Genomic DNA, 23,822 nt, shown 5'->3' with positions numbered 1-23,822 from the left:
TCAGGCGGTCACGGCTGCGTCGACAAGCCGGTCCAGCATTTGCCGCTCGTCGCTGACGGGTGTGGTCCAGCGCGCGGGCATGGGCTGGTAGTCGCCCTCGGCGTATGAACCCGAGCCATGGATGGTGAAGCTGTCGACATCGGCAAGCAGGCCGCGATCGATGGCGTTCAGCGTCCCCGTCAATGCCATGGCGATCGACCACTCGCGCAGGCGCCGCGGATCGTCGGGCAACCGTACCTGGCTCGGCGCCAAAAGCTGGCGGCACTGCGCATAGCGTTCCATGCACTCGAGAAGCGACACCACGATGCCCGAGCCACCGCCCGCGGCAATCAGTGCGCTCATTTCCTCGGCGGTCGCGGGTTGATGGGTGTAGAACGTGTGTTCGAGCGGCTCTTCCAGCGCCCAGCTGCGGGCGGGAAAGTGCGGCGAGCTGTCCTGTGCCCATACCCCGTCATCCCCCTGCCTATAGGCCGGCACGACGCGCTTGTCGAATGAGCCTTGCAGCAGATGGCGCACCATGTCGCTGGTGGCCATGTGCTGGACCAGCAGGTAGGCGGGGCTGGCCACCTCGTAGCCCAGGCCGCGCAGCGCCTGCAGGCCGCTGTGATAGCCCAGCAGCCCGTAGGCGCTCGATACCGCGTGAACATGCGCGACGCGCGCCTGCGCCTGGCCGGCCGTGCCGAATTCAAAATCGTAGAACGCACGCGCCTGATCGGCGAAACGGTAGTTCTCCAGCCGCAGCGAATGCCACAGGCGCAAGTGACGCGGCCCGGCTTGACGGTAGAGCTTCTTGAAAGCCTGGCCCACCGCCTTGACCTGCTCCGGCATGGGATGCTCGAGCACGAACACCGGGTTCAGCGCCCGCAGACGCGCATCCTCCGACAGCTCCGAGCAGCGCAGTTTTTCGGCGGTCTGCATGGGCGTGAGCGTCGCCACGCGCAATTGCTCGGGAGTGGCCAGTCCTATGCGCAGCGCCCGCGCCACGGCGTCACGCAGCGCAACCGCCTTGTTGCCTGACGACGGGGAAAACAGCAGGATGGACTCACCCGTGTCCTGTATGTGCCGAATGGCGCGCGCCACGATGATCAGCGATGCAAACGTCTTGGTCGTCTGCGTCTGCGGATGCAGGCGCAGATCGAGCAGCCGCAGAGACTTGCCGGCATAGACGCCCAGTTCCACGCTGTCGACGCTGGAAGCATCGAGGAATTCGCTCATGCGCGAGTCAAGAAACGGCAGCTGCATGGCAGGCTCGAAGTCGTCGTCCGAGGAGGCGGACTCGAAACGGCCGGCCTGGCTCGCTATCAGGTCGTAATAGCGTTCGATGACGCCCATGCCCGTGCGGTCACGAAATGGCTTGCTGTGGTCCATATGCAGTCGGCTCATCGGTTCTCCTGAAAGATGCTGGTCAAGGCTGCATGCCAGGAAACTGGCAGGCAAACAAAATGGAAACCCGCTGACCGGCAAGACTCTGGGCTGCCGGAACGGACTTTCCGCTGCGCATCGAAGCCGAAACACCCAGAGCCCGACACGCGCAATCATGTTATTTCTATTGCATTGAAAATTTAATAGCAAAACACTATAAATAGAAGTTCGCTTACACGCGGATGAAGCAGCGAAGCCTGCAGGCGGCAGTTCCATGCGAAGCGCATGCTGCGCCGGCAGTCAGGAAAGTCGCGCGCAGAGCTGGCCCACGTCCTTCCAGGCCAGATGATCGAGAGGCTGTACTCCGCCGTCGGGTGCATGCCAGGCGCTTTCCCCGTGCTTTTGCGCGCCGTGGCGCAGGTAGAAACGCCGAGCGTCGGCATTGGATCGAAGCACCATAAGATGCAGGCCGCGGTGCGCGCAGCGCTTAGCGCACAGGCGCGCACAGGCGCGCAAGAGCGCTGTGCCCACCCCCAGGCGCTGGTGCGCTGGCCCCACATGAAGATTGTTCAGAAACGTTCCCCACAGCGCATCCGCATCCCCGTAGACGCAGGCGAAGCCCAGCATTTCGGACCCGCGCTGGGCAATCAACACATGCTGATGGGGTGCGGGCTCGCCCAGGCGCGAAATCCACAGTGCCCGTCGCGCGGTGACGATGTCGCCCGCCAGGAAGGTGTCACTCAGTGCGTTGCGATAGGCATGGCGCCAGCTTGCGGCGTGCAGGTCGCCCAGCGCCAGCGCATCGCACGCCCGCGCACTACGTATCAGGATCATGGCTGCAGCCCTCCAATTTGAAGACTCCACGGTAGCCCCCCATGCCTGGCAATCGATGCCGGACACCAGGCCCATGTGCCGAAGGTCGCGCAGGCGGCACGCAATGCCTGCCTCGGCATATCGAGTGCTATCCAGGCGGCATCATGTGCGCATGATCTCCGTGGCCCTCGTCTGTCTGGTCGTCGGCATCAGCGACGGCGACTCCCTGACCGTGCGCTGCGCGGCGGCCGAACCGCAGCGCCAAGTGCGCATCCATGCGATAGACGCGCCCGAGCGCTACCAGTCGTTCAGCGACGCGGCGCGCCGCCATTTGTCCGCGCTGTGCCTGAACATGCAGGCGCGCATACGGCCTATCGACACCGATGGCTACGCACGCACCGTCGCCCAGGTCGAATGCCGCGGGGAGGATGCCGCCAGCCATCAGGTGGACGCGGGTCTGGCCTGGGTCTCTATGCCCTATGCGCGCACACGCCCTGATCTGCGGGAGCTGCAGGCACGTGCGCGCACGGCGCGCCGGGGACTGTGGGCTGACCCCCATCCGGTCGCGCCCTGGCTATGGCGCCACCGCTGAAGCCCGGGCCCGTTCAATAACAGGCTTCGAATTCTTCCTCGGTCTGACGCTCCAGGTCGCGCATGCGCAGCACGCCTGCGCGCTTGGAGAACTTGAAATGGCGCTTGACCAGCTGATCGGTCAGGAAGCACTCGCTGCGCACTTCCACGCCATCGCTCACCACAACGACAGGCTCGCTCGCCCTGCAGACCATGGCATCCAGGCTGTTGCCCTGCTGGGGATTCATGAAACCATAGCGAAAGAACCGCGGCTGCACCACGAGGTAGGAAGGAGACGCCAGGCCCGCACGCTCCTGGCGCAGGCAGGCTTCCGAAGACCGGTTCGCCAGATAGCTGCCGACGAACTCCTCGGGGATCAGGTGCTCGGGCGCGGCGCTCACGCTGCCCAAAGCAAGCGCTCCTATGCAGACGACGAGAACTCTGCGCATGGCCGCCCTTCCTTCAATGTAATCAAAGGCTGGAAATTTAATAGCCATGGACTATTAAAACAATTATCCGATACCCTATGTTTGCAAAGTGTTGAATTGCGGGCTCACAGCGGCGCCCTGTCGCCCGAGGCGATGCGCCGCAGCGCGTCAAGCGCTGCCTCGCGCGACGGCCAGGTCTCCCCGTTGAGCAGGATGTTGTGCTCATCCACGACGAAACTGGTGCAATACCAGACGCCATCCGCATGGCGCAGCGTGGCGCTGTAGCTGCTGCCATCGTTCTCGCCAAAGACATTTTCTTCGGGTGCTTCGGACTGCATACCGGTCTCCTTGTGCATATCGGGAAGCCCATTGTGCGGTCACCGGGGCGCAGCGGCAACCCGGATGACGCGCGGGCCGCAGACAGACGATTGTTGGCGACATGCAACAGTCATTTGTTCGACACAAGCATATATTCACGCAGGACGGGTCCTACGGCCAAAGCTGGCACAGGTCTTGCTATATTCACATTTCCTAACCTTTTATTACAGGAGTCCCTATGAAGAAGTCCCTGCTCGCCCTGGTTGCAGCCCTTGCATGCGCTGGAGCGGCACATGCCCAAAGCACGGTGCAAATCTCCGGTCTGGTCGATGTCTACGCTGGCTCGATGCGCCAGTCGGGCAGCGTCGGGCGCACCAGCACCGTGGGTTCGGGCGGCATGACGACCTCGTGGATTGGCTTCTCGGGCAAGGAAGATCTGGGCGGCGGCCTCAAGGCCGAGTTCATGGTGAACTCCTTCCTGCGCGCCGACGTCGGCAACCTGGGCCGCTACGATGGCGACCCGGCATTCTCGCGTGATGCCTACGTCGGTCTGTCGGGTGGCTTCGGCGCGCTGCGTCTGGGCCGCTCCAAGGCGCCCAACTTCCTGCCGACCATTCTGGCCAACCCCTACGGCGACTCGTTCACCGTCTCGCCGCTGGTGCTGCACGCCAACATGGCCAGCCTGCCCGCCTGGGGTTTTGGCAACCTGACCACGCCCGCCGACACCGGCTGGAGCAACCAGGTGACCTACTCCACGCCCAGCTTCGGTGGTCTGAGCGCCAATCTGCACTACCAGTTCGGCGAGCAAGCCGGCGACTCGGGCAAGCGCAACGTGGGCCTGAACGTGATGTATTTCGGCGGCCCGCTGACGCTGCTGGGTTTCTACGAGAACGTGAAGGTCAACAACCCGGTGGCGCTGACGCCTCTGGCCAACACCAAGACCGACTGGATGCTCGGCGGCACCTATGACTTCAGCGTGGTCAAGGCCTATGCCACCTACGGCCAGGCCGAAGTCGACGCCACCAACTTCGAAGCCCGCACCATTTCGCTGGGCCTGGACGTTCCAGTGCTGGGCAAGGCCGGCACCGTGAAGGCCGCTGTCGCCCGCACCAAGGTGGAAGGCCCGGTCAATGCCACGCGCACCACCGCCAGCGTCGGTTACGACCACTTCCTGTCCAAGCGCACCGATCTGTACAGCGTGGTCATGCACGACAAGATCACCAGCCTGAAATCGGGCACCAGCCTGGTGCTGGGCGTGCGCCACCGTTTCTGATGATCCCCATTCGCGTGCATGCCTGCGGGCCTGCACGCCCTGCGAAAAGCGAAGCCTTGTGCTTCGCTTTTTTTTCGCCCGCACATCGCGGCATCGCGGGCGTCAGCGGCACGCGCATTTGTCCCACAAGGAAAACGCTGGATCCGAGCTGCAATCGAGGGGTCGCAGGATGAATGGCATAGCTTTCAATCGGTGCGACGTTTCGCCCCTTCCCTGTCGCCATTCACCTCTTCAAGGAGGTCCCATGCAAGCCTATCCTTCGATCTCTCGCCACCCCCTGGTGGCCTTCGCCATCACCGTCGTGCTGGCCGTCGCTTCGATGACCCTGATGCTGTGGATTGACAACGCGGCCCAGGCCGCGGACAGCGTCCAGGTGGTCGACCTGTTCTCGCTGCTGGACGAATAAAGTCCAGTTCTAGCGCCCTGCGGCTGCCAGATCGGACGCGGGTGCGCTTGGCGCCTGGCCTTCGAGCACACGCACGCGGCGTTCCAGCCGCTGCGCGTTTTCCATGTCTCCGGCCTGCCGGGCCTGGCTGGCAGCCAGCAGCAACCAGGCTAGCAACGGGCGTCGCCATCCTTGCGCAGCGGCGGTATCCACCGCCGCCACCAGCAAGGCCGGCGACGGCCCCTGGGCGCGCAGCACCACCGATGCCGCAAGAAGCCGTGACAGCGGTGCGGGCACTGCCTTCACCGCGGCCAGCGCAGCGCCCTCACCATTCGCCAAAGCCCGGGCCACGGGCTGTTGCGTTTCGGGCAGCAAGGCAATCTGCTGCGCCGACAGCGGCTGCGCCTGCAGATAACGCGCATAGGCCTGTTCCTGCGGGTCGGCATCGATGGCCAGCAACTGGTACTCGCCGCATTCATTCCACTGCAGACTCGCGTGCTCGACCGCGCAGCGCATGAGCGCCAGTCGCGCGAGCAGCTGCGGGCTCGCGGTGCGCCGCACCTCGGCGCGCGCCTTGTCCCACTCGAGCGCCTGCACGCGCTGATCGGCGCGCAGATAGGCCTGGGTCGCGCGGTCGGACGCCGATTCGGCGTTGAGCGCCCAGTCCGCTGCTGGAGGCTTCTGGCTGCAGGCGGCCAGCGTGCCGCCGAGCAGTGCGATCGCGCACCAGCGGATCCAGGGAGGGGAAAAGCGGCGTATCACGGTCATGGCAGTTCAAGCTCCGGCTTGCGCGCCAGCGGCCACTTGCGCTGGAGGTCGGCAAGAATATCCTCGAGGCGGCGCAGATTGCTTTCGACTTCGCCACGCAGCGCGCCCAGGTCAGTCGTCGCCTCGCGTGCATTGGCGCCCACGGCCTGGGCTTCGACCAGCACCGCATCGACCTTGCGCAGGCTCTGGCGCGTGTCCGCCAGCAAGCCGTTGAGCTGCGCCACGGTGGCGCGCACTTCGGGCATCACGCCGTCGGCATCGAACACCTGGCGGTCGGCGCGCACCACCAGCTGCTCCATGCGCGCGATCAGCGCATTCGCGCGCTCCAGCGTGAGCACGACCTTGCGCGCATCGGCCTCGTTGCCCATGAGCACGCCCAGCGCCCCGCCCGGCCCCTGCAGGCGCTCGGCCAGCGACTGGACCTGGCCCAGCGCCCCGCCCAGCGCAGAATCCTGGGCCGTCATCGCGCCCAGATTGGCCAGCAGCTCCTTGGCCGAGGCCATGATCTGCGGAATCTCGGCCGTGGCATCGCCGCGCAGCACGGGCCGCACGGAGTTCTCGGCCAGCGGTGGGTCGGTGAGAATGCCGCTGTAGGCCTTGATGGTCGTGCCACCCACCAGACCGCGCACCAGCGTGAAGATGCTGGACTCGCGCAGCCAGTGCGCGTCCTTGCGCGGCACGTCGACGACGATGCGCACATTGCCATCCTCGGACAGCTCGATGCGGCGCACGCGCCCTATCGGAAAACCCGAGAACGTCATGTCCATGCCGACCACCACGCCTTCGGAGTCGTCGGTGGTCAGCACCAGCTGCTGCGTGGGCTCGAACACGCCGCGCGAATACAGCAGGTACAGCGCCGAGCCGAAGACCAGCGCCAGCGTGAACAGCAGCAGCGCCGCGGCCTTGGCGCGCAGATGGGCCACGGGGCGCAGCTCGGCCGGCGAATGCAGCCCCGCCGCCTCGGCGCCCGATTCAGTGGGGTCCATGGTGATTCCCGAACATAGCCAAGCTCCAAAACATCAATAGTAATTGCCCATAAGCGAAAGCACCTCGATCAGCAGCAACACCGCGAACATGCGCGTCAGCCCGCCGAGCTCGCGCCCTTCCTGGCGCAGCCGCGGCAGCGGCGAATACCAGCCCGAGGCCAGCGGAATCAGCGCCACGGCCAGGCTGAAAAAGAGCGTCTTGAGCGTGAACACCAGCGTCACCACGGGCGAGAACACATGGCCGAACAGCCGCGTGTAGGCGGGCAGTCCCGCGAGATTGAAACCGTAGACGCTCAGATAGACCGTGACCAGCGCCACCACGCAACTGAGCGCAGCCAGCGTGAGGCAGGCGAACAGCCCGCCCACGGCGCGCGGCAGCAGCTCGCTGCGCACCGGGTCCAGCCCGAGGCGCTGCAGCGCCTGGGCGCGCCCGCGCAGGCGCAGCTGCACCAGCTGCGTGCCATTGGGAATGGTGCAGCGCATGGCGACGAAAAGACAGGCGGTCAGCGGAATCAACTCGAGCACCAGCACGCGCACCACCATTTCCAGCGCGTAACGCGAGAGCCCGTAGCTCAGCGCGGTGACGATCACGATGCGCGTGATCACCGCACACAGCAGCGCCGCGAGAGCCGTGAAGCCTATCAACACCGGCCCGGTCTGCACATACAGCTGGTAGGCCATGCGCGCGCGCGACTGCCCGCGGTAGCTCGACGGCGAGAGCAGCAGCACGAGAATCACCGCGCCCAGATAGACGCTGCGCCACCAGGCCGACGCGGTCTCGCACGCGCCGTCCCAGATGCGCGCGGCGATATCCAACGTGGAATGGCTCAGACTCATTCGGCCATGATACGGTGCGCCACCGGCGGCGCAGCCGGCAAGGGGCAGTTAACGCGCTGCGCGCTGGCGCACGAACAGTGCGACCAGGGCCAGCGCCATCACCACGAAGCAGATGAACGACCAGTTGGCGATCGAGCCGCCGAGGAAGGTCCAGTCGATCGCAGTGCAATCGCCCGAGCCGCGGAAGATCATGGGAATCGCGCGGCTCAAGGGGTAGTTTTCGACCATGCCGTAGAAATCACGGCCGCAGGTCGCGATCTCGGGCGGGTTCCATTGCAGCCAGCTCTGGCGCGCGGCGACAAAGGCGCCAAAGCCCGCGCTCAGCAGCGCCAGGCCGCCCCAGCCCAACAGCCAGCCGCGGCCGCGGCGCAGGCTCGCGATGCCGGTGAACACCGCCACGCCGATCAGCGCATAGCGTTGCACAATGCACATGGGACAAGGCTCGAGCCCCTGGCCATATTGCAGATACATGCCAAATGCCAGCATGGCCACGCAGGCCGCGCTGATCAGCGCCAGCACGCGGCGCGGCGCCGTTTCCATCCAGTTCAACAACACCATTTTTCTTGTCCTTCAAAGGCCGCGGCGCGGCCCCTGGGAACCGTCAGATGCCTGCAGCCTGGTCAATAAACACGCGGGTCCTGCGCGGTGTCACCACCAGCGTTTCGCCTTCCTTGAATCCCAATTCCTTGAACTGATGGGCAGGAATCTGCGCTTCGATCAAGGCATCCTCCCCGTTCTGGGTGGTTGAATGATTATCGTCGGCGGGAATAAGTTCCAGGCGTGCGATGGGACCGACAACGATTGCCCGCTCCAGGCGCGCGACGATGCCGCGCGGACGGCCCTGGGCATCCATGTTCTGGCCCGGCGAATAGCGCTCGACGTCGAGGTCGTGCGGGCGCACATAGGCGAACGCCTTGGCGTTCTTCGCATCATCGGCTTCGGGCGCGTCGATCTCGATGCCGCTCATGTGCACCAGGCCTTCGTTGGCGCGGCCGTGGAAAAGGTTCACGTCGCCCAGGAAGCCATAGACGAAAGGACTCGCGGGGTTCTCCCAGACTTCCTGGGGCGAGCCGCTTTGCTCGATCTTGCCCTGGTTGATCACCACCACGCGGTCGGCCACTTCGAGCGCCTCCTCCTGGTCGTGGGTCACGAAGATCGAGGTCACATGCAGTTCGTCGTGCAGGCGGCGCAGCCAGCGGCGCAGTTCCTTGCGCACCTTGGCGTCGAGCGCGCCGAAAGGCTCGTCAAGCAGCAGCACCTTGGGCTCGACAGCCAGCGCCCGGGCCAGCGCGATGCGCTGGCGCTGGCCGCCCGACAGCTGCGAGGGATGGCGGTCGGCGAGCCAGTCCAGCTGCACCAGCTTGAGCAGGTCCATCACCTTGGTGCGGATCTGCGCTTCGCTGGGGCGCTCCTTGCGCGGCTTGATGCGCAGGCCGAAGGCCACATTCTCGAACACGGTCATGTGGCGGAACAGCGCATAGTGCTGGAACACGAAGCCCACGTTGCGCTCGCGCACATGCACGTCGGTCGTGTCCTCGCCGCTGAAATGGATGCTGCCCACGTCGGGCGACTCGAGCCCGGCGATGATGCGCAGCAGCGTGGTCTTGCCGCAGCCCGAAGGGCCAAGCAGCGCGATCAGCTCGCCGGACTGGATGTCCAGGCTCACATCACGCAGCGCCTGGAAACTGCCGAACTGCTTGCTTACGTTGCGGATTTCGATACTCATGGTGCTTGTTCTTTCAGGCAGACGTGGTCAGCGGCGTGGGCCGCTCTGGAGGCAGGTCGGCAGCTGCTGCCTGCTCGCGCTCCGCGCGCCATTCGGCTATCGATTTGATGACCAGGGTCACGAGCGCCAGCAGCGCCAGCAGCGAGGCGGCGGCAAAGGCCGCGACCGACTGGTATTCGTTGTAGAGAATTTCCACGTGCAGCGGAATGGTGTTGGTCTGGCCGCGGATATGGCCAGACACCACCGACACCGCGCCGAACTCGCCCATGGCGCGCGCATTGCACAGGATCACGCCATACAGCAGGCCCCACTTGATGTTGGGCAGCGTGACCTTGTAGAAGGTCTGCCAGCCGGTCGCGCCCAGCACGATGGCCGCCTGCTCCTCGTCGCTGCCCTGGGCCTGCATCAGCGGAATCAGCTCGCGCGCAATGAACGGGAAGGTCACGAAGATCGTCGCCAGCACGATGCCGGGCACGGCGAAGATCACCTTGATGTCGTTGGCCTGCAGCCACGAGCCCATCCAGCCGTGCGAGCCGAACATCAGCACATAGGTCAGGCCCGCAACCACGGGCGAGACCGAGAACGGCAGGTCGACCAGCGTCGTCAGAAAGGCCTTGCCCTTGAACTCGTACTTGGCGATGCACCAGGCCGCGGCCACGCCGAACACCAGGTTCAGCGGCACGGCAATCACCGCCGTCAGCAGCGTCAGCTTGATTGCCGACCAGGCATCGGGCTCGCGCAGGCCGTCGATATAGGCGCCGAAGCCCTTGCGCAGCGCCTCGGTGAACACCGCGGCCAGCGGCAGCACCAGGAACAGCAGCAGGAACGCCATCGCGATGCCGATCAGCGTCCAGCGCACCCAGGGCGCTTCGGTCGTGCCGGCCTTGGCCCGGCGCACCGGGTTGCGGGAAGAAGTGACTCCACTCATGCCGGTGCTCCTGCGTGGCGGCGCTGCCAGGCTTGCAGCGCATTGATGATTAGCAGCAGCACAAAGGAGATGACCAGCATCACCACCGCCACGGCGGTTGCGCCCGCATAGTCATATTGTTCGAGCTTGCCGATGATGATCAGCGGCGTGATTTCGGAAATCATGGGCATGTTGCCGGCAATGAAGATCACCGAGCCATATTCACCGACGGCACGGGCAAACGCCATCGCGAAACCGGTGAGCAGCGCGGGCGTGATGCTCGGCAGTATCACCTTGACGAAAATCTGCAGCCGCGTCGCGCCCAGGCTGGTCGCGGCTTCCTCGAGTTCCTTTTCCGCGTCCTCGAGCACGGGTTGCACCGTGCGCACGACAAACGGCAGGCCGATGAAGATCAGCGCGATGACAATGCCCGCGGGCTTGAACGCCAGCTGGATTCCCAGGGGTTCAAGGTATTGGCCTATCCAGCCGTTGCCGGCCAGCAGCGCAGTGAGCGAGATGCCGGCCACGGCCGTGGGCAGCGCGAACGGCAGGTCGACCAATGCGTCGACGATCTTCTTGCCGGGAAACTTGTAGCGCACCAGCACCCAGGCGATCAGCAGACCGAACACCAGGTTGACCAGGGCCGCGATCAGCGAGGCGCCGAACGTCAGCCGGTAGGATGCCATCACGCGCGGCGCGCTCACGGCTTCCCAGAACTGCGGCCAGGTCATCGTGAAGGTCTTGAAGACCAGGGCCGACAGCGGAATCAGCACGATGATGCTGAGATAGAACAGCGTATAGCCCAGCGTCAGCCCGAAGCCGGGCAGGACGCGCTTGGCGCCACGGCCGCGCGGCGCTGGCGCGCCGGCGCCCGGCGAGGCGGAGAGAGATGCGGCCGTAGCCGAGTTAGCAGCGAATGCCATGGTGCGGGTGCGCGCGCCGGCTTACTTGCCAGGCGTGTAGAGCTTGTCGAACTGGCCGCCGTCGTTGAAGTGCACCTTCTGGGCTTCAGACAGCGAACCGAAGTACTTGGCGACGGTGAACTGCTTGAGCGGCTTGAACGTTGCGGCGTGCTTCTTCAGCACGGCTTCCGAACGTGGGCGCAGCGCATGCTGGGCAGCGATTTCCTGGGCTTCATCCGAGTACAGATAGTCCAGGTATTCCTTGGCCAGCGTGGCTGTGCCCTTCTTGGCGACGGTGCGCTCGACCACGGCCACGGGGTTCTCGGCAATGATCGACGAGGATGGGTACACCGCCTGGACCTTGCCCTTGCCGAACTCGCGGTCGATGGAAATCACTTCCGACTCGAACGTGATCAGCACGTCGCCGATGTTGCGCTGCAGGAAGATCGCGGTCGCGTCACGACCGCCCTTGCCCAGCACGGGAACGTTCTTGTAGAGCTTGCCGACGAACTCCGCAGCCTGGGCATCGGTGGCGCCCTTTTCGCGCGCCGCGCCCCAGGCGGCCAGGTAGGCATAGCGGCCGTTGCCGCCGGTCTTGGGGTTCACCACCACGACTTGCACGCCGGGCTTGAGCAGGTCGTCCCAATCCTTGATGTTCTTGGGATTGCCGTTGCGCACCAGGAACAGCATGGTCGAGGTAGTGGGCGAGGCGTCGTTGGGGAACTTCTTGGCCCAGTCCTTGGCGACCACGCCGGTGCTGGCGAGGAATTCGATGTCGGTGGTGGTGTTCATGGTGACCACGTCGGCGTCCAGGCCGTCGTTGACCGCGCGCGCCTGGGCGCTGGAGCCCGCATGCGACTGGTCGATCTTCACGTCCTTGCCGGTGGTCTTCTTGTAGTGCGCGGCAAAGGCGGTGTTGTAGTCCTTGTAGAACTCGCGCGCCACGTCATACGACACGTTGAGCAGCTGGTTCTGTGCCATTGCCGCGCCGCTGGCCGCAAAAGCAAGGCTGGCCAAAACGGTCTTGAGAGTCAAAGATTTCATGGTTGCAAAGCCTGGAACGTGAAGAAGTGTTTCATTGTCCGAATTTCTCCTTCAAACTCAAACGAATAGATTCTTGTTAATTAATCACCTTTTGGCATATAGAACTTGCAAAGGCATGCGCCGCCAGGCGATGCGCGCAAATTCATGCCTGCAATGCGGTCGCATCGGCGGGTGTGGAAGACCAGGCCAGGCCGGCGGTCAAGGACTGCAGCAGCGCCAGCCCCAGCGGCCAGGCGCCGTGGCCTGATTCGACATTCACATGGCCGGCGTTCTGCAGCCGCACCAACTCGCTGCCCCAGGCCCGCGCATAGGCGCCGGCAAGCCGGATAGGACAGAAGGGATCGTTGCTGCTCGCGACCAGCACGCTGCGATAGGGCAGCGGCGCCGCTGGTACCGGAGAAAAGTCGATCAACTGGGCACGGCGCTCGGGGTCGGCGGGCGCGACCAGCAAGGCACCGACCACGCGCTCGGCAGCCCGGGCCGAGATCTGCGTGGTCGCGATGCAACCCAGGCTGTGGGCCGCGATCACCACCGGCTCGGGACGCGAAAAAATGCATTCCTCGAGCCGCCCTACCCAGGCGTCGCGGTGGGGCGTGATCCAGTCGTCCTGCACCACCCGCTCTGCACCGGGCAATTGCGCGGCCCAGAGGCTTTGCCAGTGACCGGGGCCTGAGTCGTGCCAGCCGGGCACGATCAATATGCGGGGGGGTTTATCCATGCCAGTTCTCCTTGAACGGACATTGTCTGCAGCTTCCGCCAAAATCCCAACGAACCATTGGTTGTTATCTTATGGTCCAGAAGCACAGCAGCGGCTGCGCGCCGCCACAAGGATCAAGCGCCGCCAGGCCCCGATGAGATGCTGCTGCCGGGCATGGTCTCGGCAAGAAAATCAAGAAAGCTGCGCACTGCCGGCGACAGTCCGCGGCGCGAAGGAAACACCGCATGGAAGACTCCGGGCGGCGGCGACCAGTCCGGCAGCAGATGCACCAGACGGCCATCGGCAATCTCGTCATGGCACATATAGTCCGGCAGCCAGCCCATGCCCGTGCCGGCCAGCACCGCGAACTTCAAGGTCAGCAGGTCATCGGCGACATAGCGCGGCTGGTGCTGCAGCGTGTATTCCTGGCCTTGCGGGCCGGCCAGCAGCAGGCTGGAGCGGCCGTCGACCGCCGACATGGCGACGCTGTCGAGGCGCCCGAGCTCCTGCAGCCGGCCGGGCGTGCCCTGGCGGCGCAGCAGATCGGGGCTGGCGACCAGCACCTGGCGCGACATGTCCAGCCGCTTGACCACCATGCTGCCGCTGTCGTCGAGCGAGGCGCGTACGCGCAGCGCGACATCGATGCTTTCCTCGACCAGATTCACGGCCCGGTTGGTGACCTGCATTTCCACCCGCACCAGCGGATGGCGCGCAAGATAGACCGGCATCAGCTCGCCCAGCACGGTCTGGGCAATCGTCACCGGACAGCTCACGCGCAGCGTGCCGCAGGGCTCGGTGCGCACCTGGGCCACGGTATCAGCCGCGGCCTGGGCCGCGTCGCGCATCACCTGGCAATGGCGCAGATAGGCTTCGCCGACTTCGGTCAGCGACAGCTTGCGCGTGGTGCGCTGCAGCAAGCGCACGCCCAACCGGCCCTCGAGCTCGGCGACGCGCCGCGACAGCCTGGACTTGGGGATGCCCAGCGCGCGCCCGGCCGCGGCAAACCCGCCGCGCTCGACGACTTCGGCGAAATACAGCATGTCGTTGAGATCGTTCATTTCAAGCCTTATTGTCTCGCTGATAGAACAATCTATCGCATTTAAGGCAGCTTATCAAACATTCAACACAGCTGCACAATCTATACCAAGCCCTCACCGGCAACCATCCACATTTCGAATTCAAGGAGCCTTCCATGCAACTGCTGCACATCGATTCCGCCATCACCGGCGACATGTCCGTTTCCCGCGATCTGACCGCCCGCACCGTGCAGGCATGGGTCGCTGCCCATCCCGGCCTGAACGTCGACTACCTCGACCTGGCCCAGGACGCTCCCAGCCACCTGTCGGCGGTTTCCATGGGCTTTCGTACCGGCCAGAGCGCCACGACCGAAGCCGAGCGTGCGGAAAATGCGATCTCCGAAAAGCTCGTGAGCCAGTTTCTGGCGGCTGACGTGGTGGTGATCGGTGCGCCGCTGTACAACTTCAGCATTCCCAGCCAGCTCAAGGCCTGGATAGACCGCGTCGCCCAGGCCGGCCGCACGTTCCGCTACACCGCCGCCGGCCCCGAAGGTCTGGCCAAGGGCAAGACCGTGATCGTCGTGTCGACCCGCGGCGGCGTGTACTCGACTTCCGAAGGCGGCCGCGCCATGGAACACCAGGAAAGCCTGCTGCAGACCGTGCTGGGCTTCATGGGCGTGACCGATGTGCGCTTCGTGCGCGCCGAAGGCATTGCCATGGGCCCCGACGCCAAGGCCGCGGCCCTGGTCCAGGCCGAGCAGGCCATCCACAGCCAGCTGGCCCTGGCTGCCTGAGCCTGCAGCTCGCTGCACCAGGCGGACGCGCCCAACGCCGTCCGCCGACCGCCCTGCCGGGACATTGCCCCCAATGTCATCGCCAGGGCGGTTTTTTTTGTTAGGCTTGGAGCAATTCGGTGATAACCCTGATGCGGCCTTGCCCGCGCCGGGTTGGCGCTTTTCTGTGACCACCTAACCATCTACGCCTACATGTCTTCCGCTCCGCAGCGCCCGCGCAAGTACACCGATGAGTCGTTCGTCATCTCCGCCGTCGCCGTAGGCCTGATCTCCGCCATCGTGCTGGGCTATCTGTTGAACTGGTATCTGGAATCCAAGAGCGCGCGCGAAATGACACGCGCCCAGTCCGTGGTCTACAAGCAATACCTGAACAACACCCCGGTGGAGGCGCCCAAGCCCTTGCCCGAAGCCATGGCCGAGCGGCTCAAGGTGCGTGAGCAGCTGCTGGCTAATCCTGCCGTCAAGCCCGGCCCGGCTTTTGCCGCGCCCGGCGTGCAGAGCACGGGCAAGGCCATCGTCGACGCGATCGACAATGCGCAGAGCCGATCGCGTCCAGCGCTGTAAGAAGCCGGGCCCGCCCTTGCGGCGGCTCGAGTCCCGGGACTCCAACCAGCGGCGGCAGAATTAACCACGGACCTGCTGGTGTTTACACCGGTTCGTGAAAAATGCGCAGCGCTCTGTGGCATTCTTCGCCCCTTGCCGTTGCCCGCAGGGGTCCCCGACGGCACCCTCCCCCATTTGAATGAATGCCGCGCAGGCCTTTGCGTGGCTGCGCTGCGCATTGTCGCGGCCAGCCGCGGCCAAGGCTTGCGGCCGCATAAAAGGTTTTTGACATGACATTGCATCACCTGCGCTGGGTCGCCGGCCTTCCTGTACTGGTCGGCGGCATGTATGGCGTCGCCATCGCCCAGCCCGCCACCGAAGCCCGCCTGCCTGAAATCACGGTGCACAGCACGCTGGGCGGCACTTCGCTCGAGCAGACTCCGGCTTCCGTATCCGTGATCGACGCCGACCGGATGCGTGACCGCCAGCTGCAGGTGAACCTGTCGGAAAGCCTGTCGGGCGTGCCCGGCCTGCAGATCAACAACCGCCAGAACTACGCCCAGGACCTGCAACTGTCGATCCGTGGCTATGGCGCGCGCTCGACCTTCGGCCTGCGCGGCGTGCGCCTGTATGTGGACGGCATTCCCGCGACCATGCCCGACGGCCAGGGCGCACTGTCGCATATCGACATCTCCAGCCTGGAGCGCGTCGAAGTGTTGCGCGGCCCCTACTCGGCGCTGTACGGCAACTCGGCCGGCGGCGTGATCAGCATGTACACCGAAACGCCCACCGGCCGCCCCACGGTCGAAGGCGGCTACTCGGTCGGCAGCAACGGCCAAAAGCGCATCTCGGGCAAGGCCAGCGGCCAGACCCAGGGCCTGAGCTATGTGCTCAGCGCCAGCCGCTACCTGACCGACGGCTGGCGCGACCACAGCGCGGCCGACCGCAATGTGGCCAACGTCAAGCTGTCGACCGCCATCGGCGACGACGCACGCCTGACGATTGTCGCCAACACGATGAAGTCCAACGCCCAGGACGCACAAGGCCTGACCTGGGAGCAGTGGCAGGCCAACCCGCGCCGCGCCTCCTACCGCGCCGACAACGGCGAAGCGGTGGCCGAGAAATTCAACACCCGCAAGTCGCTGGAGCAGACCCAGGTCGGCGCCACCTACGAGCGCCGCCTGAGCGGCACGCAAAGCGTGTCCCTGACCGCCTATGCGGGCCACCGCTCGATGGAACAATACCAGTCGCTGCCCGTCGCCACCCAGGCGCCTGCGGGCCATGCGGGCGGCGTGATCGACATGTCGCGCGACTACGCCGGCCTGGACGCGCGCTGGACCGGCCGCTTCGACAACGCGCCCGTGCCTGTCACGGTGACCGCCGGCCTGGCCTTCGACACCATGAAGGAAGACCGCCAGGGCTACGAGAACTTCATCGGCAGCCAGCTGGGCGTCAAGGGCGCGCTGCGCCGCAACGAAGACAACACGGTCACCAGCATAGACCCCTATGTGCAGGCCACCTGGCAGCTCGCTCCCACCTGGAGCCTGGGCACGGGGCTGCGCTACAGCCATGTGAAGTTCGAGTCCGACGACCGCTACATCCGCGCCGGCAACCCCGACGACTCCGGCTCCGTGACCCACAGCCAGGCCCTGCCCGTCATTTCGCTGTCGCACCAGCTGACACCGGAAAAGACGGTCTACGTGAGCGCCGGCCGCGGCTTCGAGACGCCGACCTTTGCCGAACTGTCGTACCGCACGGGCAGCATAGGCGGGCTGAACCTGGACCTGCAGCCCAGCGCCAGCACCCAGTATGAAATCGGCTTTCGCGAACGCCTGACCGGCGCCGTCAAGGGCGGCTGGAGCGCCGCCGTGTTCCATTCGCGCACCAGCGATGAAATCGTCAGCGCCGGCGCGAGCAACGGCCGCACGACCTACCGCAACGCCGGCGACACCCGCCGCCAGGGCCTGGAACTGCAGGCCGACCTGCGCCTCACGCCCCAGTGGAAGGTGCAAGCCGCCTACACCTACCTCGACGCCACGTTCCGCCAGGCTTCGGGCAGCGCCGCCGCCGGCAACATGCTGCCCGGTCTGTCCAAGCAGCATCTGTCCGTCGGACTGGACTACGACCTGACGTCCGAATGGCGCCTGGGCGTTGCCGCCGAGCATGCCAGCAAGGTCTATGTGAACGACGCCAACAGCGCCGCCGCACCCGGCTACACCGTGGCTTCGGCCAGCGTCGGCTATCGCAAGGTCATGGGTCCGTGGACGCTGCGCGCCTTTGCGCGCGTCGACAACCTGTTTGACCGCAAGTACGTGGGCTCGGTCATCGTCAACGACGGCAACAGCCGCTTCTTCGAAGGCGCTCCGGGCCGCCAGTGGATGACGGGTGTCAGTGCGGCTTACCAGTTCTAAGCCAACGCGTTCTCGCACCTAGGGCGCCGGTCTTGCAAAAGGCCGGCGCCCTTTTCTTTTTCCCGGTTCAGCGTTGCCGTGGGTCCAGGTCGTAGGTCACCCAGGGCGTGGCCTGCGCCAGCTGGTTGTACAAGTGCCTGGCGTGCGCATTGTCTTCGGCGGTGATCCAGCGCAGCACGGGCCAGCCGCGTTCGCGCGCAATGGCGGCCACGGCTTCCATCAGCTTGCGCCCCGTGCCCTGGCCCCGATGCGCGGGTGGCACAAACAGATCGTCGAGAAAGCCCAGTTCCTGGCCCAGCAGCGGCTCGGGAAACGCGCGAAAGTGGGCCAGGCCCACCAGTTCGCCGCGCTGCAGCGCCACCAGGCCTTCCACGCGCCGCTGCGGGCCCATCAGCCAGCGCCAGGTGGCGTCAAGCACCGCCTCCTCCATGGGCACCTGGTAGAACGCGGCATAGCCGCGGTACAGCCGCTCCCATGCAGGCCTGTCGCCCACCGCAACAGCGCGCACGCAGACCGTGTCTTCATTCATTGAGAATTCCTTTCTGCATGGCCATTCACCACCGGGTCGCGAGCGCGGGCGGCCCCGCATGCGAAGGAAAATGCGGCAGCACTTCCTCGGCCAGCTCCTGAATCACTTCCGCGGCCGGGCGCTGCGAGAACTGGATGCCCAGCGCCGCATGGTTGACGCCGGCGCGCTGCCATTCCTCGAGCAAGGCAATCAGGCCCTTGCGGCCGGTGCGCAGCACATGGCCGCCGCGCAGCGGCGTGCGCGGGTGATCGGCGTCCTCGACCAGGTCCAGCCATTCGTTGGTCATGTGCGGCCGGAAACCGCCGTCGGGAATCAGCGTGCGCCAGGCCTTGATCTTCTGGGCCAGGCGCAGCGGCCCCTGCGGCACATGCGTGGCTTCGGGATAGGTCAGCCAGCCGTCGGCCTGGGCGGCGATCCAGTCCGGCGATTGGCCCGACGAACTGGTGACGATCAGCGGAATGGCGCCCGTCGCGGGCTTGGGCAGCAGCATGGCGCCTTCCATGCGGCCCAGCGGCGATCCAATGGCGGGACTGTCGGCGCGCAGCAGCGCGCGAAAATACGCCACCGACTGCGCAAACCGCGCGCCGCGCTCGGCATGTTCAATGCCGTAGGCGGGGAACTCGACGGGACGGTCGCCCGACGCAATCCCCAGCACCAGCCGCCCGCCCGACAGCTGGTCTATGGTCGCCGAGGCCTTGGCCAGATCGACGGGATGGCGCAGCGAGAAGATCGCGCTGCCGGTCGCCAGCGCCACATTCCGGGTGCGCGCCGCAAGAAACGCAAGGTAGGTGAACGCATCGAACACCTGGCCGGCATCGCCGAACGCCGGATCGAACAGCGGCACATCGCGCACCCAGACGGCGGCAAAGCCATGGCGGTCGATGTCCGCCACCAGGTCGGCCTGACCGGCCAGCGCCTGCATGTCGCCCTGGTAGAAACGCAGCGGCAGGAAAATCCCCAGCGTCAGCTGGTCGGGAGCAAACATGCGGCGATAGCCGGGATGCGCGCCAAAGGCCGGCCAGGACGCTCCGGCGGGCGTGGAAATGGAAGCCATGGTGTTCATGCCCCCGTGGCCGGTGCGGGCAGCGTCACGCCCCTGCACACCGCGGGCCGGGCGGCGACGCGCTCATGCCAGGCGCTCAGGTGACGGTGCTGACTGAAATCGAAATCGATGATGCGCGCGATATGCGTCCAGCCGAAGTGGGCGATATCGGCGATGGAGTACTCCTCGCCCGCCAGACAAGGCCGGCTCGCCAGATGCTGGTCCAGCGCGGCAAAGGCTTCGTTGGTCAGCCGGCGAAAGCGCTCTACGGCCTCGGCGTTGCGCGTATCGGAGAACAGCTCGAAATGCACGCGCTGGCCGATCAGCGGGCCGACGCTGGCCGCATGAAAGATCAGCCACTGCAGCGCCTGCCAGCGCGCCTGGGGCGCGGTGCGCGCATCGGGCAGCAATTTGCCGGTCTTCTCCGCGAGATACAGCAGGATGGCCGCGGACTCGAACAGCGTGATGCCCGCGGCCTCGTCCACCAGCACGGGAATGCGCCCATGCGGGTTGAGCCGCAGAAACTCCGGCTGCCTATGCGCGCCTTCGTCGATACGCACATGGTGCAAGACATAGGGCAAGCCCAGTTCCTCCAGCGCAATGGTGATCTTGAAGCCGTTGGGCGAGCTGTCGGTGTAGAGCCGGATCAATGATCCGGCCGATAAATGCTTCATCTGGGGGCTCTCATGAATATAGATTAGCTAAATCAAAAACTTGTTGCAAAAGCCACTTCATGTTAGTTTTTCATCCTTAAATACGGAAACGATTGTTTCTTCCCCATGGATTTAGAAAAACTACACTCAATGAATGCCGGCCTGCCGTTGCTGGCGCTGCGCGCCTTTGTCGAAGTCGGCCGGCGCGGCAGCATCAAGGCCGCGGCCCAGGCGCTGCACGTGACTTCGGGCGCGGTCAGCCAGCAGATCCGGCTGCTGGAGGACCGCACCGGCGTGACGCTGTTCACGCGCGCGCACCAGGGCCTGACGCTGACCGAAGCCGGCGCCAGCGTCCACCCCGCGCTGTCCCAGGCTTTCACGCAGATCGCTCAGGCGGTGCAATGGCTTGAGCAGACCAAGGCACGGCAGACGCTGACCGTCAGCACGGTCGCGACCTTTGCCGCCTCATGGCTGGTGCCGCGCCTGGGGCGCTTCAATCAGCGCCACCCCGAGATCGAAGTGCGCGTCGAAGCGACTTCGGCCCTGGCCGACATGCGCCAGGGCCGGGTCGACATCGCCTTGCGCCATGGGCTGGGCGTCTATCCCGGGCTGGAGGTCACGCGGCTGATGGCACCCGTGCTGGTGCCCGTGGCCCGCCCCGGCCTGGTGGACCGCAGCGGGCCGCTGCAGTCGCCCGCGGACTGCCTTGACCACCCGCTGCTGCACGATGGCGATCGCGCCGACTGGCGGCTGTGGTTTGCCGCCCATGGCGTGGCCGAGGACGCACGCGCCGAACGCGGCACGGCGTTCGAGGATGACTTCCTGCTGATTCGCGCGGCTGAAGCCGGCCAGGGCATTGCGCTGGTGCCGCAGGAACATGCAAGCGAGGAGATTGCCGCGGGCCGGCTGGTTCAGGTTCTCGACAAGCCCTGGCCGGCGCGCTTTGCCTACTATCTGGTGACCCAGCCGCAGGCGCGCGAGCGCCCCGCAGTCAAGGCGTTCGCGGACTGGGTGCTGGACGAAGCCGGGAGCGCAGCATGACCCGCGGCGCGACTCCCGAGTACTGCGCGCTGGTACCGGAGCTGATAGTCAGCGACATCCGCGCCAGCCTTGCGTTCTGGTGCGATGTCATAGGCTTTGCCATCTGGTATGAACGTCCGCAAGAGCGCTTTGCCTTCCTGTGCCTGGGCCAGGCCCAAATCATGCTGGAGCAGCGCAGTGAAAGCGCCGACGACTGGGTTGCAGACGTGCTCGAGCGCCCCTTCGGCCGCGGCCTCAATTTTCAATTGCAGGTGCCGGATCTCGACGCGCTGCTGCTGCGCTGCGAGCAGCGCGGCAGCGCGCTTTTTCTGCCGCTGGAAGAACGCTGGTATCGCCGCGATAGCCAGCAAGTCGGGCAGAGGCAATGCATTGTGGCCGACCCGGACGGCTATCTGGTGCGCTGCGTGCAGCCGCTGGGCGTTGTCGATGCCATGCCTGCCCCGCCGGGCTGCTAGCCTCAACGACTCGTTGCCAGCCGCAGGCCCAGCGCCACCAGCGCCGCACCCATCAGCGCATCGACGGGCCGGCGGATTCGCAGGTAGGCGCCGCGCACGCCCTGCACCGAGAAGAACGTGGCCAGCAGGCCCAGCCACAGGGCGGTGATGGCTGCCACCAGGGCCACGACGCTGATGTACACCCACGCCGGTGCATGGGCGGGCAACAGGGTCACGAACAAGGTGGCGAAGAATGTCGCCGTCTTGGGATTGGTCAGCCCCACCAGCAGCCCGCGCCGCCAGGCGGCGCCCGCGCTGCCAGCAGACACCCGGGCGACGGCGGCGTCTTCCGGCGCCTTGCGCCAGGCCGCCAGCAGCATGCGAATGCCCAGGTAAACCAGATAGGCCGCGCCCGCCAGGCGGATGAACTCATAGAGCCAGAAAATCTCCCGGATCAACAGACCGAAGCCGAGAATGGCCAGGCTGGCCCACAGGGTGGCGGCGCAGGCGATGCCAAGGCCCACAAACACTCCCGCGCTGCGGTCATGCAGCGCGTGCGAGGTGACCGCAACGAAATCGGGGCCGGGGCTGGCACAGGCCAGCAGGATGATGCCGGAAAGCGTGATCAATTGAGGCAGATAGTCCATGGGTGCTCCACAATGCAGCTTCCCAGCTTAGCCTGACTTTGTCACCCGAAGACGCCATTACATCTCTTTCTGCTACGGCAATGTCACACCCCACAACCCATGCAAAGGGCGTGAGCCAGCAATGGGCCAGTCGGCCGCCCCGCACCTTTGGTCCCGCCGCAAAGCGGCTCAGGGGGTGCTGCGTGTATTGCGCTTGACCCATTCCACATAGCGGTGCAGCCAGGCCTGGAAGAAATCATGGCTGGCCTTGCCAATGGTGCCGTCGTCGTTGAACAGCCCGTCCTTGGCCTGGATGAACATCTCGGGCTGGCCCAGCAGCGGCACATCCAGATAGGCCAGCACGTTGCGCAGGTGCTGCTGCGCCAGGGCCGTGCCCGTGGCACCGACCGAGACCCCCAGCACCGCGCCGGGCTTGCCGGCCCACACGCTCTGGCCGTAAGGACGCGAGCCCTGGTCCAGCGCGTTCTTCAGCACGCCGGGAATCGAGCGGTTGTATTCGGGCGTCAGGAACAGCAGCGCATTGGCGCCGGCGATCTGCGCGCGAAAGCGCTTCACGGCCTCCACCTCGTTGCCGTCGGCGTCCTGGTTGTAGAGCGGCAAGGTGTCGATGGCGATTTCCTCGAAGCTGAAGCCTTCGGGCGCCATGCGCGCAATCGCCTGCGCCAGCTTGCGGTTGAAGGATTCCTTGCGCAAGCTGCCGACAATGACAGCGACCTGGTATTGGCTCATGAAAACTCCTTGCGTCAAAAACAAAAAAGGGCTTCCCATTATGGAAGCCCCAGCTGGCCGGGCCCGTGGTCTACGTCCTACAGACAGCAGTATGCCGGCGGGCCGCGTGCCGCTTACTGCAGGAACGCAGGCTTGGCATAGCCCTGGAACTTGCTGTCCACGACGGCCTTGTACTCGCCAGAGCGGTAGGCCGCCTCGAGGTCCTTGGCCCAGGCCGAGTCCTTGTCGGCGCGCTTGACGGCGACCACGTTCAGGTAGTGGTCGGGCGTCTTTTCAAGCTTCACGGCTTCCGTGAGCTTCAGGCCCGAGGAAATCGCGAAGTTGCCGTTGATGATCGCGTACTCGGTGTCGCCGATCGAGCGCGGCAGTTGCGCGGCTTCGAGCGGAATGAACTTGAGCTTGCGCGGGTTCTCGACCAGGTCCTTTTCCGAGGCGCGCAGCGGGTCGATGCCGGGCTTGATCTTCACCAGCTGGTTCTGCTCGAGCAGCACCAGGGCACGCGCCAGATTGCTGGGGTCGTTGGGCAGCGTCACGCGGTCGCCGGTCTTGGCCTCGTCCAGCGTCTTGCGCTTGTTCGAGTACACGCCCAGCGGCGCGATCGGGCCTTGCACCAGCTCGACGATGTCGAGCTTCTGGTCGGCGGCGAACTTCTGCAGGTAGACGCGGTGCTGGAAGAAGTTCGCGTCCAGCGAACCCTGGGCCAGCGCCAGGTTGGGCTGCACGTAATCGTTGAATTCGACCAGCTTGACCTTGTAGCCCTTCTTTTCCAGGATGGGCACGATGCCTTGCTTGAGCTGGTCGATGTTCGAGCCGGCGGTGCCGCCTATGACCAGGTCCTTCTTGGCCTGGGCCTGCACGGGTGCGGCCACGCCGACAAGGGTCACGGCAGCCACGGCCGCTGCCAGCAGGGAACGACGCACAACGGAATTCTTCATCTCAAACCTCTTTCCAAAAGAGAAACAACGCA

General features: G+C 65.4%; 28 protein-coding genes. 8 read left to right on the top strand and 20 right to left on the bottom strand.

Annotation, left to right across the window (positions count from 1 at the left end; translation table 11 throughout):
• On the bottom strand, window positions 1-1,383 hold the full coding sequence (locus ACSVDO_RS09045) for a DUF6002 family protein (protein WP_489595987.1): 1,383 nt from the start codon (window positions 1,381-1,383) through the stop codon (window positions 1-3).
• Between the two features lie 279 nt (window positions 1,384-1,662).
• Window positions 1,663-2,271, bottom strand: coding sequence for a GNAT family N-acetyltransferase (locus ACSVDO_RS09040; protein ID WP_489595985.1), 609 nt, complete (start codon window positions 2,269-2,271; stop codon window positions 1,663-1,665).
• Window positions 2,272-2,347: 76 nt separating this feature from the next.
• Here ACSVDO_RS09040 and ACSVDO_RS09035 point away from each other — a divergent pair, with 76 nt between their 5' ends.
• Window positions 2,348-2,767: a thermonuclease family protein gene (locus tag ACSVDO_RS09035; protein ID WP_489595983.1), complete on the top strand. Its 420-nt coding sequence runs from the start codon at window positions 2,348-2,350 to the stop codon at window positions 2,765-2,767.
• Between the two features lie 13 nt (window positions 2,768-2,780).
• Here ACSVDO_RS09035 and ACSVDO_RS09030 read toward each other — a convergent pair whose 3' ends face one another.
• Window positions 2,781-3,194 (bottom strand): hypothetical protein, encoded by a 414-nt coding sequence (locus tag ACSVDO_RS09030; RefSeq protein ID WP_489595981.1) that lies wholly within the window; start codon window positions 3,192-3,194, stop codon window positions 2,781-2,783.
• A gap of 104 nt (window positions 3,195-3,298) precedes the next feature.
• Complete coding sequence (locus tag ACSVDO_RS09025) at window positions 3,299-3,511, bottom strand: hypothetical protein (protein WP_332538477.1); 213 nt, start codon at window positions 3,509-3,511, stop codon at window positions 3,299-3,301.
• 218 nt (window positions 3,512-3,729) lie between these two features.
• Here ACSVDO_RS09025 and ACSVDO_RS09020 point away from each other — a divergent pair, with 218 nt between their 5' ends.
• Both ACSVDO_RS09020 and ACSVDO_RS09015 read left to right on the top strand, forming a co-directional pair.
• Complete coding sequence (locus tag ACSVDO_RS09020; RefSeq protein ID WP_332538475.1) at window positions 3,730-4,764, top strand: porin; 1,035 nt, start codon at window positions 3,730-3,732, stop codon at window positions 4,762-4,764.
• A gap of 244 nt (window positions 4,765-5,008) precedes the next feature.
• The gene (locus tag ACSVDO_RS09015) at window positions 5,009-5,170 is read left to right on the top strand and encodes a hypothetical protein (protein WP_332538474.1); all 162 of its coding nucleotides are present in this window, start codon (window positions 5,009-5,011) and stop codon (window positions 5,168-5,170) included.
• Between the two features lie 9 nt (window positions 5,171-5,179).
• On the opposite strand, the gene ACSVDO_RS09010 is transcribed toward ACSVDO_RS09015, so the two are convergent.
• The 10 genes from ACSVDO_RS09010 to ACSVDO_RS08965 form a co-directional block, all read right to left on the bottom strand.
• Complete coding sequence (locus tag ACSVDO_RS09010; RefSeq protein WP_489595978.1) at window positions 5,180-5,917, bottom strand: hypothetical protein; 738 nt, start codon at window positions 5,915-5,917, stop codon at window positions 5,180-5,182.
• Window positions 5,914-6,903, bottom strand: coding sequence for an MlaD family protein (locus ACSVDO_RS09005; protein WP_332548594.1), 990 nt, complete (start codon window positions 6,901-6,903; stop codon window positions 5,914-5,916). The genes ACSVDO_RS09010 and ACSVDO_RS09005 overlap by 4 nt, the downstream gene beginning before the upstream one ends.
• Window positions 6,904-6,936: 33 nt before the next feature.
• On the bottom strand, window positions 6,937-7,740 hold the full coding sequence (locus ACSVDO_RS09000) for an MlaE family ABC transporter permease (RefSeq protein WP_332538469.1): 804 nt from the start codon (window positions 7,738-7,740) through the stop codon (window positions 6,937-6,939).
• A 48-nt stretch (window positions 7,741-7,788) separates the two neighbouring features.
• The gene (locus ACSVDO_RS08995) at window positions 7,789-8,298 is read right to left on the bottom strand and encodes a disulfide bond formation protein B (protein WP_442881516.1); all 510 of its coding nucleotides are present in this window, start codon (window positions 8,296-8,298) and stop codon (window positions 7,789-7,791) included.
• Window positions 8,299-8,341: 43 nt separating this feature from the next.
• Window positions 8,342-9,466, bottom strand: a complete 1,125-nt coding sequence (locus ACSVDO_RS08990; protein ID WP_332548595.1) for a sulfate/molybdate ABC transporter ATP-binding protein — start codon at window positions 9,464-9,466, stop codon at window positions 8,342-8,344.
• A 13-nt stretch (window positions 9,467-9,479) separates the two neighbouring features.
• A complete protein-coding gene (gene cysW, locus ACSVDO_RS08985; RefSeq protein ID WP_332538466.1) occupies window positions 9,480-10,394 on the bottom strand; it encodes a sulfate ABC transporter permease subunit CysW in 915 nt (304 codons plus the stop codon).
• Window positions 10,391-11,296, bottom strand: coding sequence for a sulfate ABC transporter permease subunit CysT (gene cysT / locus ACSVDO_RS08980; protein WP_332548597.1), 906 nt, complete (start codon window positions 11,294-11,296; stop codon window positions 10,391-10,393). Before cysT ends, cysW begins: the two co-directional genes overlap by 4 nt.
• A gap of 21 nt (window positions 11,297-11,317) precedes the next feature.
• A complete protein-coding gene (locus tag ACSVDO_RS08975; protein WP_332540151.1) occupies window positions 11,318-12,319 on the bottom strand; it encodes a sulfate ABC transporter substrate-binding protein in 1,002 nt (333 codons plus the stop codon).
• Between the two features lie 142 nt (window positions 12,320-12,461).
• Entirely contained in the window at window positions 12,462-13,037 is a 576-nt protein-coding gene (locus ACSVDO_RS08970; protein WP_489595975.1) for an RBBP9/YdeN family alpha/beta hydrolase, read from the bottom strand.
• 113 nt (window positions 13,038-13,150) lie between these two features.
• Window positions 13,151-14,074 (bottom strand): LysR family transcriptional regulator, encoded by a 924-nt coding sequence (locus tag ACSVDO_RS08965; protein WP_332540153.1) that lies wholly within the window; start codon window positions 14,072-14,074, stop codon window positions 13,151-13,153.
• A 134-nt stretch (window positions 14,075-14,208) separates the two neighbouring features.
• Between ACSVDO_RS08965 and ACSVDO_RS08960 the strand changes: the two genes are divergently transcribed.
• The 3 genes from ACSVDO_RS08960 (at window position 14,209) to ACSVDO_RS08950 (ending at window position 17,780) form a co-directional block, all read left to right on the top strand.
• On the top strand, window positions 14,209-14,826 hold the full coding sequence (locus ACSVDO_RS08960) for an FMN-dependent NADH-azoreductase (protein ID WP_332540154.1): 618 nt from the start codon (window positions 14,209-14,211) through the stop codon (window positions 14,824-14,826).
• A 192-nt stretch (window positions 14,827-15,018) separates the two neighbouring features.
• On the top strand, window positions 15,019-15,390 hold the full coding sequence (locus ACSVDO_RS08955) for a hypothetical protein (RefSeq protein WP_332540155.1): 372 nt from the start codon (window positions 15,019-15,021) through the stop codon (window positions 15,388-15,390).
• A gap of 269 nt (window positions 15,391-15,659) precedes the next feature.
• Window positions 15,660-17,780, top strand: coding sequence for a TonB-dependent siderophore receptor (locus tag ACSVDO_RS08950; RefSeq protein ID WP_489595972.1), 2,121 nt, complete (start codon window positions 15,660-15,662; stop codon window positions 17,778-17,780).
• A gap of 67 nt (window positions 17,781-17,847) precedes the next feature.
• Here ACSVDO_RS08950 and ACSVDO_RS08945 read toward each other — a convergent pair whose 3' ends face one another.
• From ACSVDO_RS08945 to ACSVDO_RS08935, 3 genes are read right to left on the bottom strand one after another with little or no spacing between them, the layout of a single operon-like run.
• Window positions 17,848-18,309: a GNAT family N-acetyltransferase gene (locus tag ACSVDO_RS08945; RefSeq protein ID WP_489595971.1), complete on the bottom strand. Its 462-nt coding sequence runs from the start codon at window positions 18,307-18,309 to the stop codon at window positions 17,848-17,850.
• Between the two features lie 25 nt (window positions 18,310-18,334).
• Window positions 18,335-19,372 carry an LLM class oxidoreductase gene (locus tag ACSVDO_RS08940; protein ID WP_489595969.1) on the bottom strand — a complete coding sequence of 346 codons (1,038 nt, stop codon included), beginning with the start codon at window positions 19,370-19,372 and terminating at the stop codon, window positions 18,335-18,337.
• Window positions 19,369-20,001, bottom strand: coding sequence for a glutathione S-transferase family protein (locus ACSVDO_RS08935; RefSeq protein ID WP_489596371.1), 633 nt, complete (start codon window positions 19,999-20,001; stop codon window positions 19,369-19,371). Before ACSVDO_RS08935 ends, ACSVDO_RS08940 begins: the two co-directional genes overlap by 4 nt.
• A gap of 153 nt (window positions 20,002-20,154) precedes the next feature.
• On the opposite strand from ACSVDO_RS08935, the gene gcvA reads away from it, so the two are divergent.
• The gene (gene gcvA / locus ACSVDO_RS08930) at window positions 20,155-21,045 is read left to right on the top strand and encodes a transcriptional regulator GcvA (protein ID WP_489595967.1); all 891 of its coding nucleotides are present in this window, start codon (window positions 20,155-20,157) and stop codon (window positions 21,043-21,045) included.
• The gene (locus ACSVDO_RS08925; RefSeq protein ID WP_489595966.1) at window positions 21,042-21,500 is read left to right on the top strand and encodes a bleomycin resistance protein; all 459 of its coding nucleotides are present in this window, start codon (window positions 21,042-21,044) and stop codon (window positions 21,498-21,500) included. Before gcvA ends, ACSVDO_RS08925 begins: the two co-directional genes overlap by 4 nt.
• A gap of 2 nt (window positions 21,501-21,502) precedes the next feature.
• On the opposite strand, the gene ACSVDO_RS08920 is transcribed toward ACSVDO_RS08925, so the two are convergent.
• The 3 genes from ACSVDO_RS08920 to ACSVDO_RS08910 form a co-directional block, all read right to left on the bottom strand.
• Window positions 21,503-22,126, bottom strand: a complete 624-nt coding sequence (locus tag ACSVDO_RS08920; protein ID WP_489595964.1) for a LysE family transporter — start codon at window positions 22,124-22,126, stop codon at window positions 21,503-21,505.
• Window positions 22,127-22,294: 168 nt separating this feature from the next.
• On the bottom strand, window positions 22,295-22,855 hold the full coding sequence (locus ACSVDO_RS08915; protein ID WP_489595963.1) for an NADPH-dependent FMN reductase: 561 nt from the start codon (window positions 22,853-22,855) through the stop codon (window positions 22,295-22,297).
• A 113-nt stretch (window positions 22,856-22,968) separates the two neighbouring features.
• Window positions 22,969-23,790: a MetQ/NlpA family ABC transporter substrate-binding protein gene (locus ACSVDO_RS08910; RefSeq protein WP_332538661.1), complete on the bottom strand. Its 822-nt coding sequence runs from the start codon at window positions 23,788-23,790 to the stop codon at window positions 22,969-22,971.
• Between the last annotated feature and the right edge of the window lie 32 nt (window positions 23,791-23,822).

Source organism: Comamonas sp. DB36, assembly GCF_057914905.1.
Note: the sequence above shows the minus strand (reverse complement) of the source record. Positions and strands in the feature narration are given on the sequence as shown.

What these genes read in the sequence shown, in the direction of transcription:
- ACSVDO_RS09045 (WP_489595987.1), bottom strand. Translation starts at nt 1,383, where the DNA reads ATGAGCCGACTGCATATGGACCACAGCAAGCCATTTCGTGACCGCACG.
- ACSVDO_RS09040 (WP_489595985.1), bottom strand. Translation starts at nt 2,271, where the DNA reads ATGGGCCTGGTGTCCGGCATCGATTGCCAGGCATGGGGGGCTACCGTG.
- ACSVDO_RS09035 (WP_489595983.1), top strand. Translation starts at nt 2,348, where the DNA reads ATGATCTCCGTGGCCCTCGTCTGTCTGGTCGTCGGCATCAGCGACGGC.
- ACSVDO_RS09030 (WP_489595981.1), bottom strand. Translation starts at nt 3,194, where the DNA reads ATGCGCAGAGTTCTCGTCGTCTGCATAGGAGCGCTTGCTTTGGGCAGC.
- ACSVDO_RS09025 (WP_332538477.1), bottom strand. Translation starts at nt 3,511, where the DNA reads ATGCAGTCCGAAGCACCCGAAGAAAATGTCTTTGGCGAGAACGATGGC.
- ACSVDO_RS09020 (WP_332538475.1), top strand. Translation starts at nt 3,730, where the DNA reads ATGAAGAAGTCCCTGCTCGCCCTGGTTGCAGCCCTTGCATGCGCTGGA.
- ACSVDO_RS09015 (WP_332538474.1), top strand. Translation starts at nt 5,009, where the DNA reads ATGCAAGCCTATCCTTCGATCTCTCGCCACCCCCTGGTGGCCTTCGCC.
- ACSVDO_RS09010 (WP_489595978.1), bottom strand. Translation starts at nt 5,917, where the DNA reads ATGACCGTGATACGCCGCTTTTCCCCTCCCTGGATCCGCTGGTGCGCG.
- ACSVDO_RS09005 (WP_332548594.1), bottom strand. Translation starts at nt 6,903, where the DNA reads ATGGACCCCACTGAATCGGGCGCCGAGGCGGCGGGGCTGCATTCGCCG.
- ACSVDO_RS09000 (WP_332538469.1), bottom strand. Translation starts at nt 7,740, where the DNA reads ATGAGTCTGAGCCATTCCACGTTGGATATCGCCGCGCGCATCTGGGAC.
- ACSVDO_RS08995 (WP_442881516.1), bottom strand. Translation starts at nt 8,298, where the DNA reads ATGGTGTTGTTGAACTGGATGGAAACGGCGCCGCGCCGCGTGCTGGCG.
- ACSVDO_RS08990 (WP_332548595.1), bottom strand. Translation starts at nt 9,466, where the DNA reads ATGAGTATCGAAATCCGCAACGTAAGCAAGCAGTTCGGCAGTTTCCAG.
- cysW (WP_332538466.1), bottom strand. Translation starts at nt 10,394, where the DNA reads ATGAGTGGAGTCACTTCTTCCCGCAACCCGGTGCGCCGGGCCAAGGCC.
- cysT (WP_332548597.1), bottom strand. Translation starts at nt 11,296, where the DNA reads ATGGCATTCGCTGCTAACTCGGCTACGGCCGCATCTCTCTCCGCCTCG.
- ACSVDO_RS08975 (WP_332540151.1), bottom strand. Translation starts at nt 12,319, where the DNA reads ATGAAATCTTTGACTCTCAAGACCGTTTTGGCCAGCCTTGCTTTTGCG.
- ACSVDO_RS08970 (WP_489595975.1), bottom strand. Translation starts at nt 13,037, where the DNA reads ATGGATAAACCCCCCCGCATATTGATCGTGCCCGGCTGGCACGACTCA.
- ACSVDO_RS08965 (WP_332540153.1), bottom strand. Translation starts at nt 14,074, where the DNA reads ATGAACGATCTCAACGACATGCTGTATTTCGCCGAAGTCGTCGAGCGC.
- ACSVDO_RS08960 (WP_332540154.1), top strand. Translation starts at nt 14,209, where the DNA reads ATGCAACTGCTGCACATCGATTCCGCCATCACCGGCGACATGTCCGTT.
- ACSVDO_RS08955 (WP_332540155.1), top strand. Translation starts at nt 15,019, where the DNA reads ATGTCTTCCGCTCCGCAGCGCCCGCGCAAGTACACCGATGAGTCGTTC.
- ACSVDO_RS08950 (WP_489595972.1), top strand. Translation starts at nt 15,660, where the DNA reads ATGACATTGCATCACCTGCGCTGGGTCGCCGGCCTTCCTGTACTGGTC.
- ACSVDO_RS08945 (WP_489595971.1), bottom strand. Translation starts at nt 18,309, where the DNA reads ATGAATGAAGACACGGTCTGCGTGCGCGCTGTTGCGGTGGGCGACAGG.
- ACSVDO_RS08940 (WP_489595969.1), bottom strand. Translation starts at nt 19,372, where the DNA reads ATGAACACCATGGCTTCCATTTCCACGCCCGCCGGAGCGTCCTGGCCG.
- gcvA (WP_489595967.1), top strand. Translation starts at nt 20,155, where the DNA reads ATGAATGCCGGCCTGCCGTTGCTGGCGCTGCGCGCCTTTGTCGAAGTC.
- ACSVDO_RS08925 (WP_489595966.1), top strand. Translation starts at nt 21,042, where the DNA reads ATGACCCGCGGCGCGACTCCCGAGTACTGCGCGCTGGTACCGGAGCTG.
- ACSVDO_RS08920 (WP_489595964.1), bottom strand. Translation starts at nt 22,126, where the DNA reads ATGGACTATCTGCCTCAATTGATCACGCTTTCCGGCATCATCCTGCTG.
- ACSVDO_RS08915 (WP_489595963.1), bottom strand. Translation starts at nt 22,855, where the DNA reads ATGAGCCAATACCAGGTCGCTGTCATTGTCGGCAGCTTGCGCAAGGAA.
- ACSVDO_RS08910 (WP_332538661.1), bottom strand. Translation starts at nt 23,790, where the DNA reads ATGAAGAATTCCGTTGTGCGTCGTTCCCTGCTGGCAGCGGCCGTGGCT.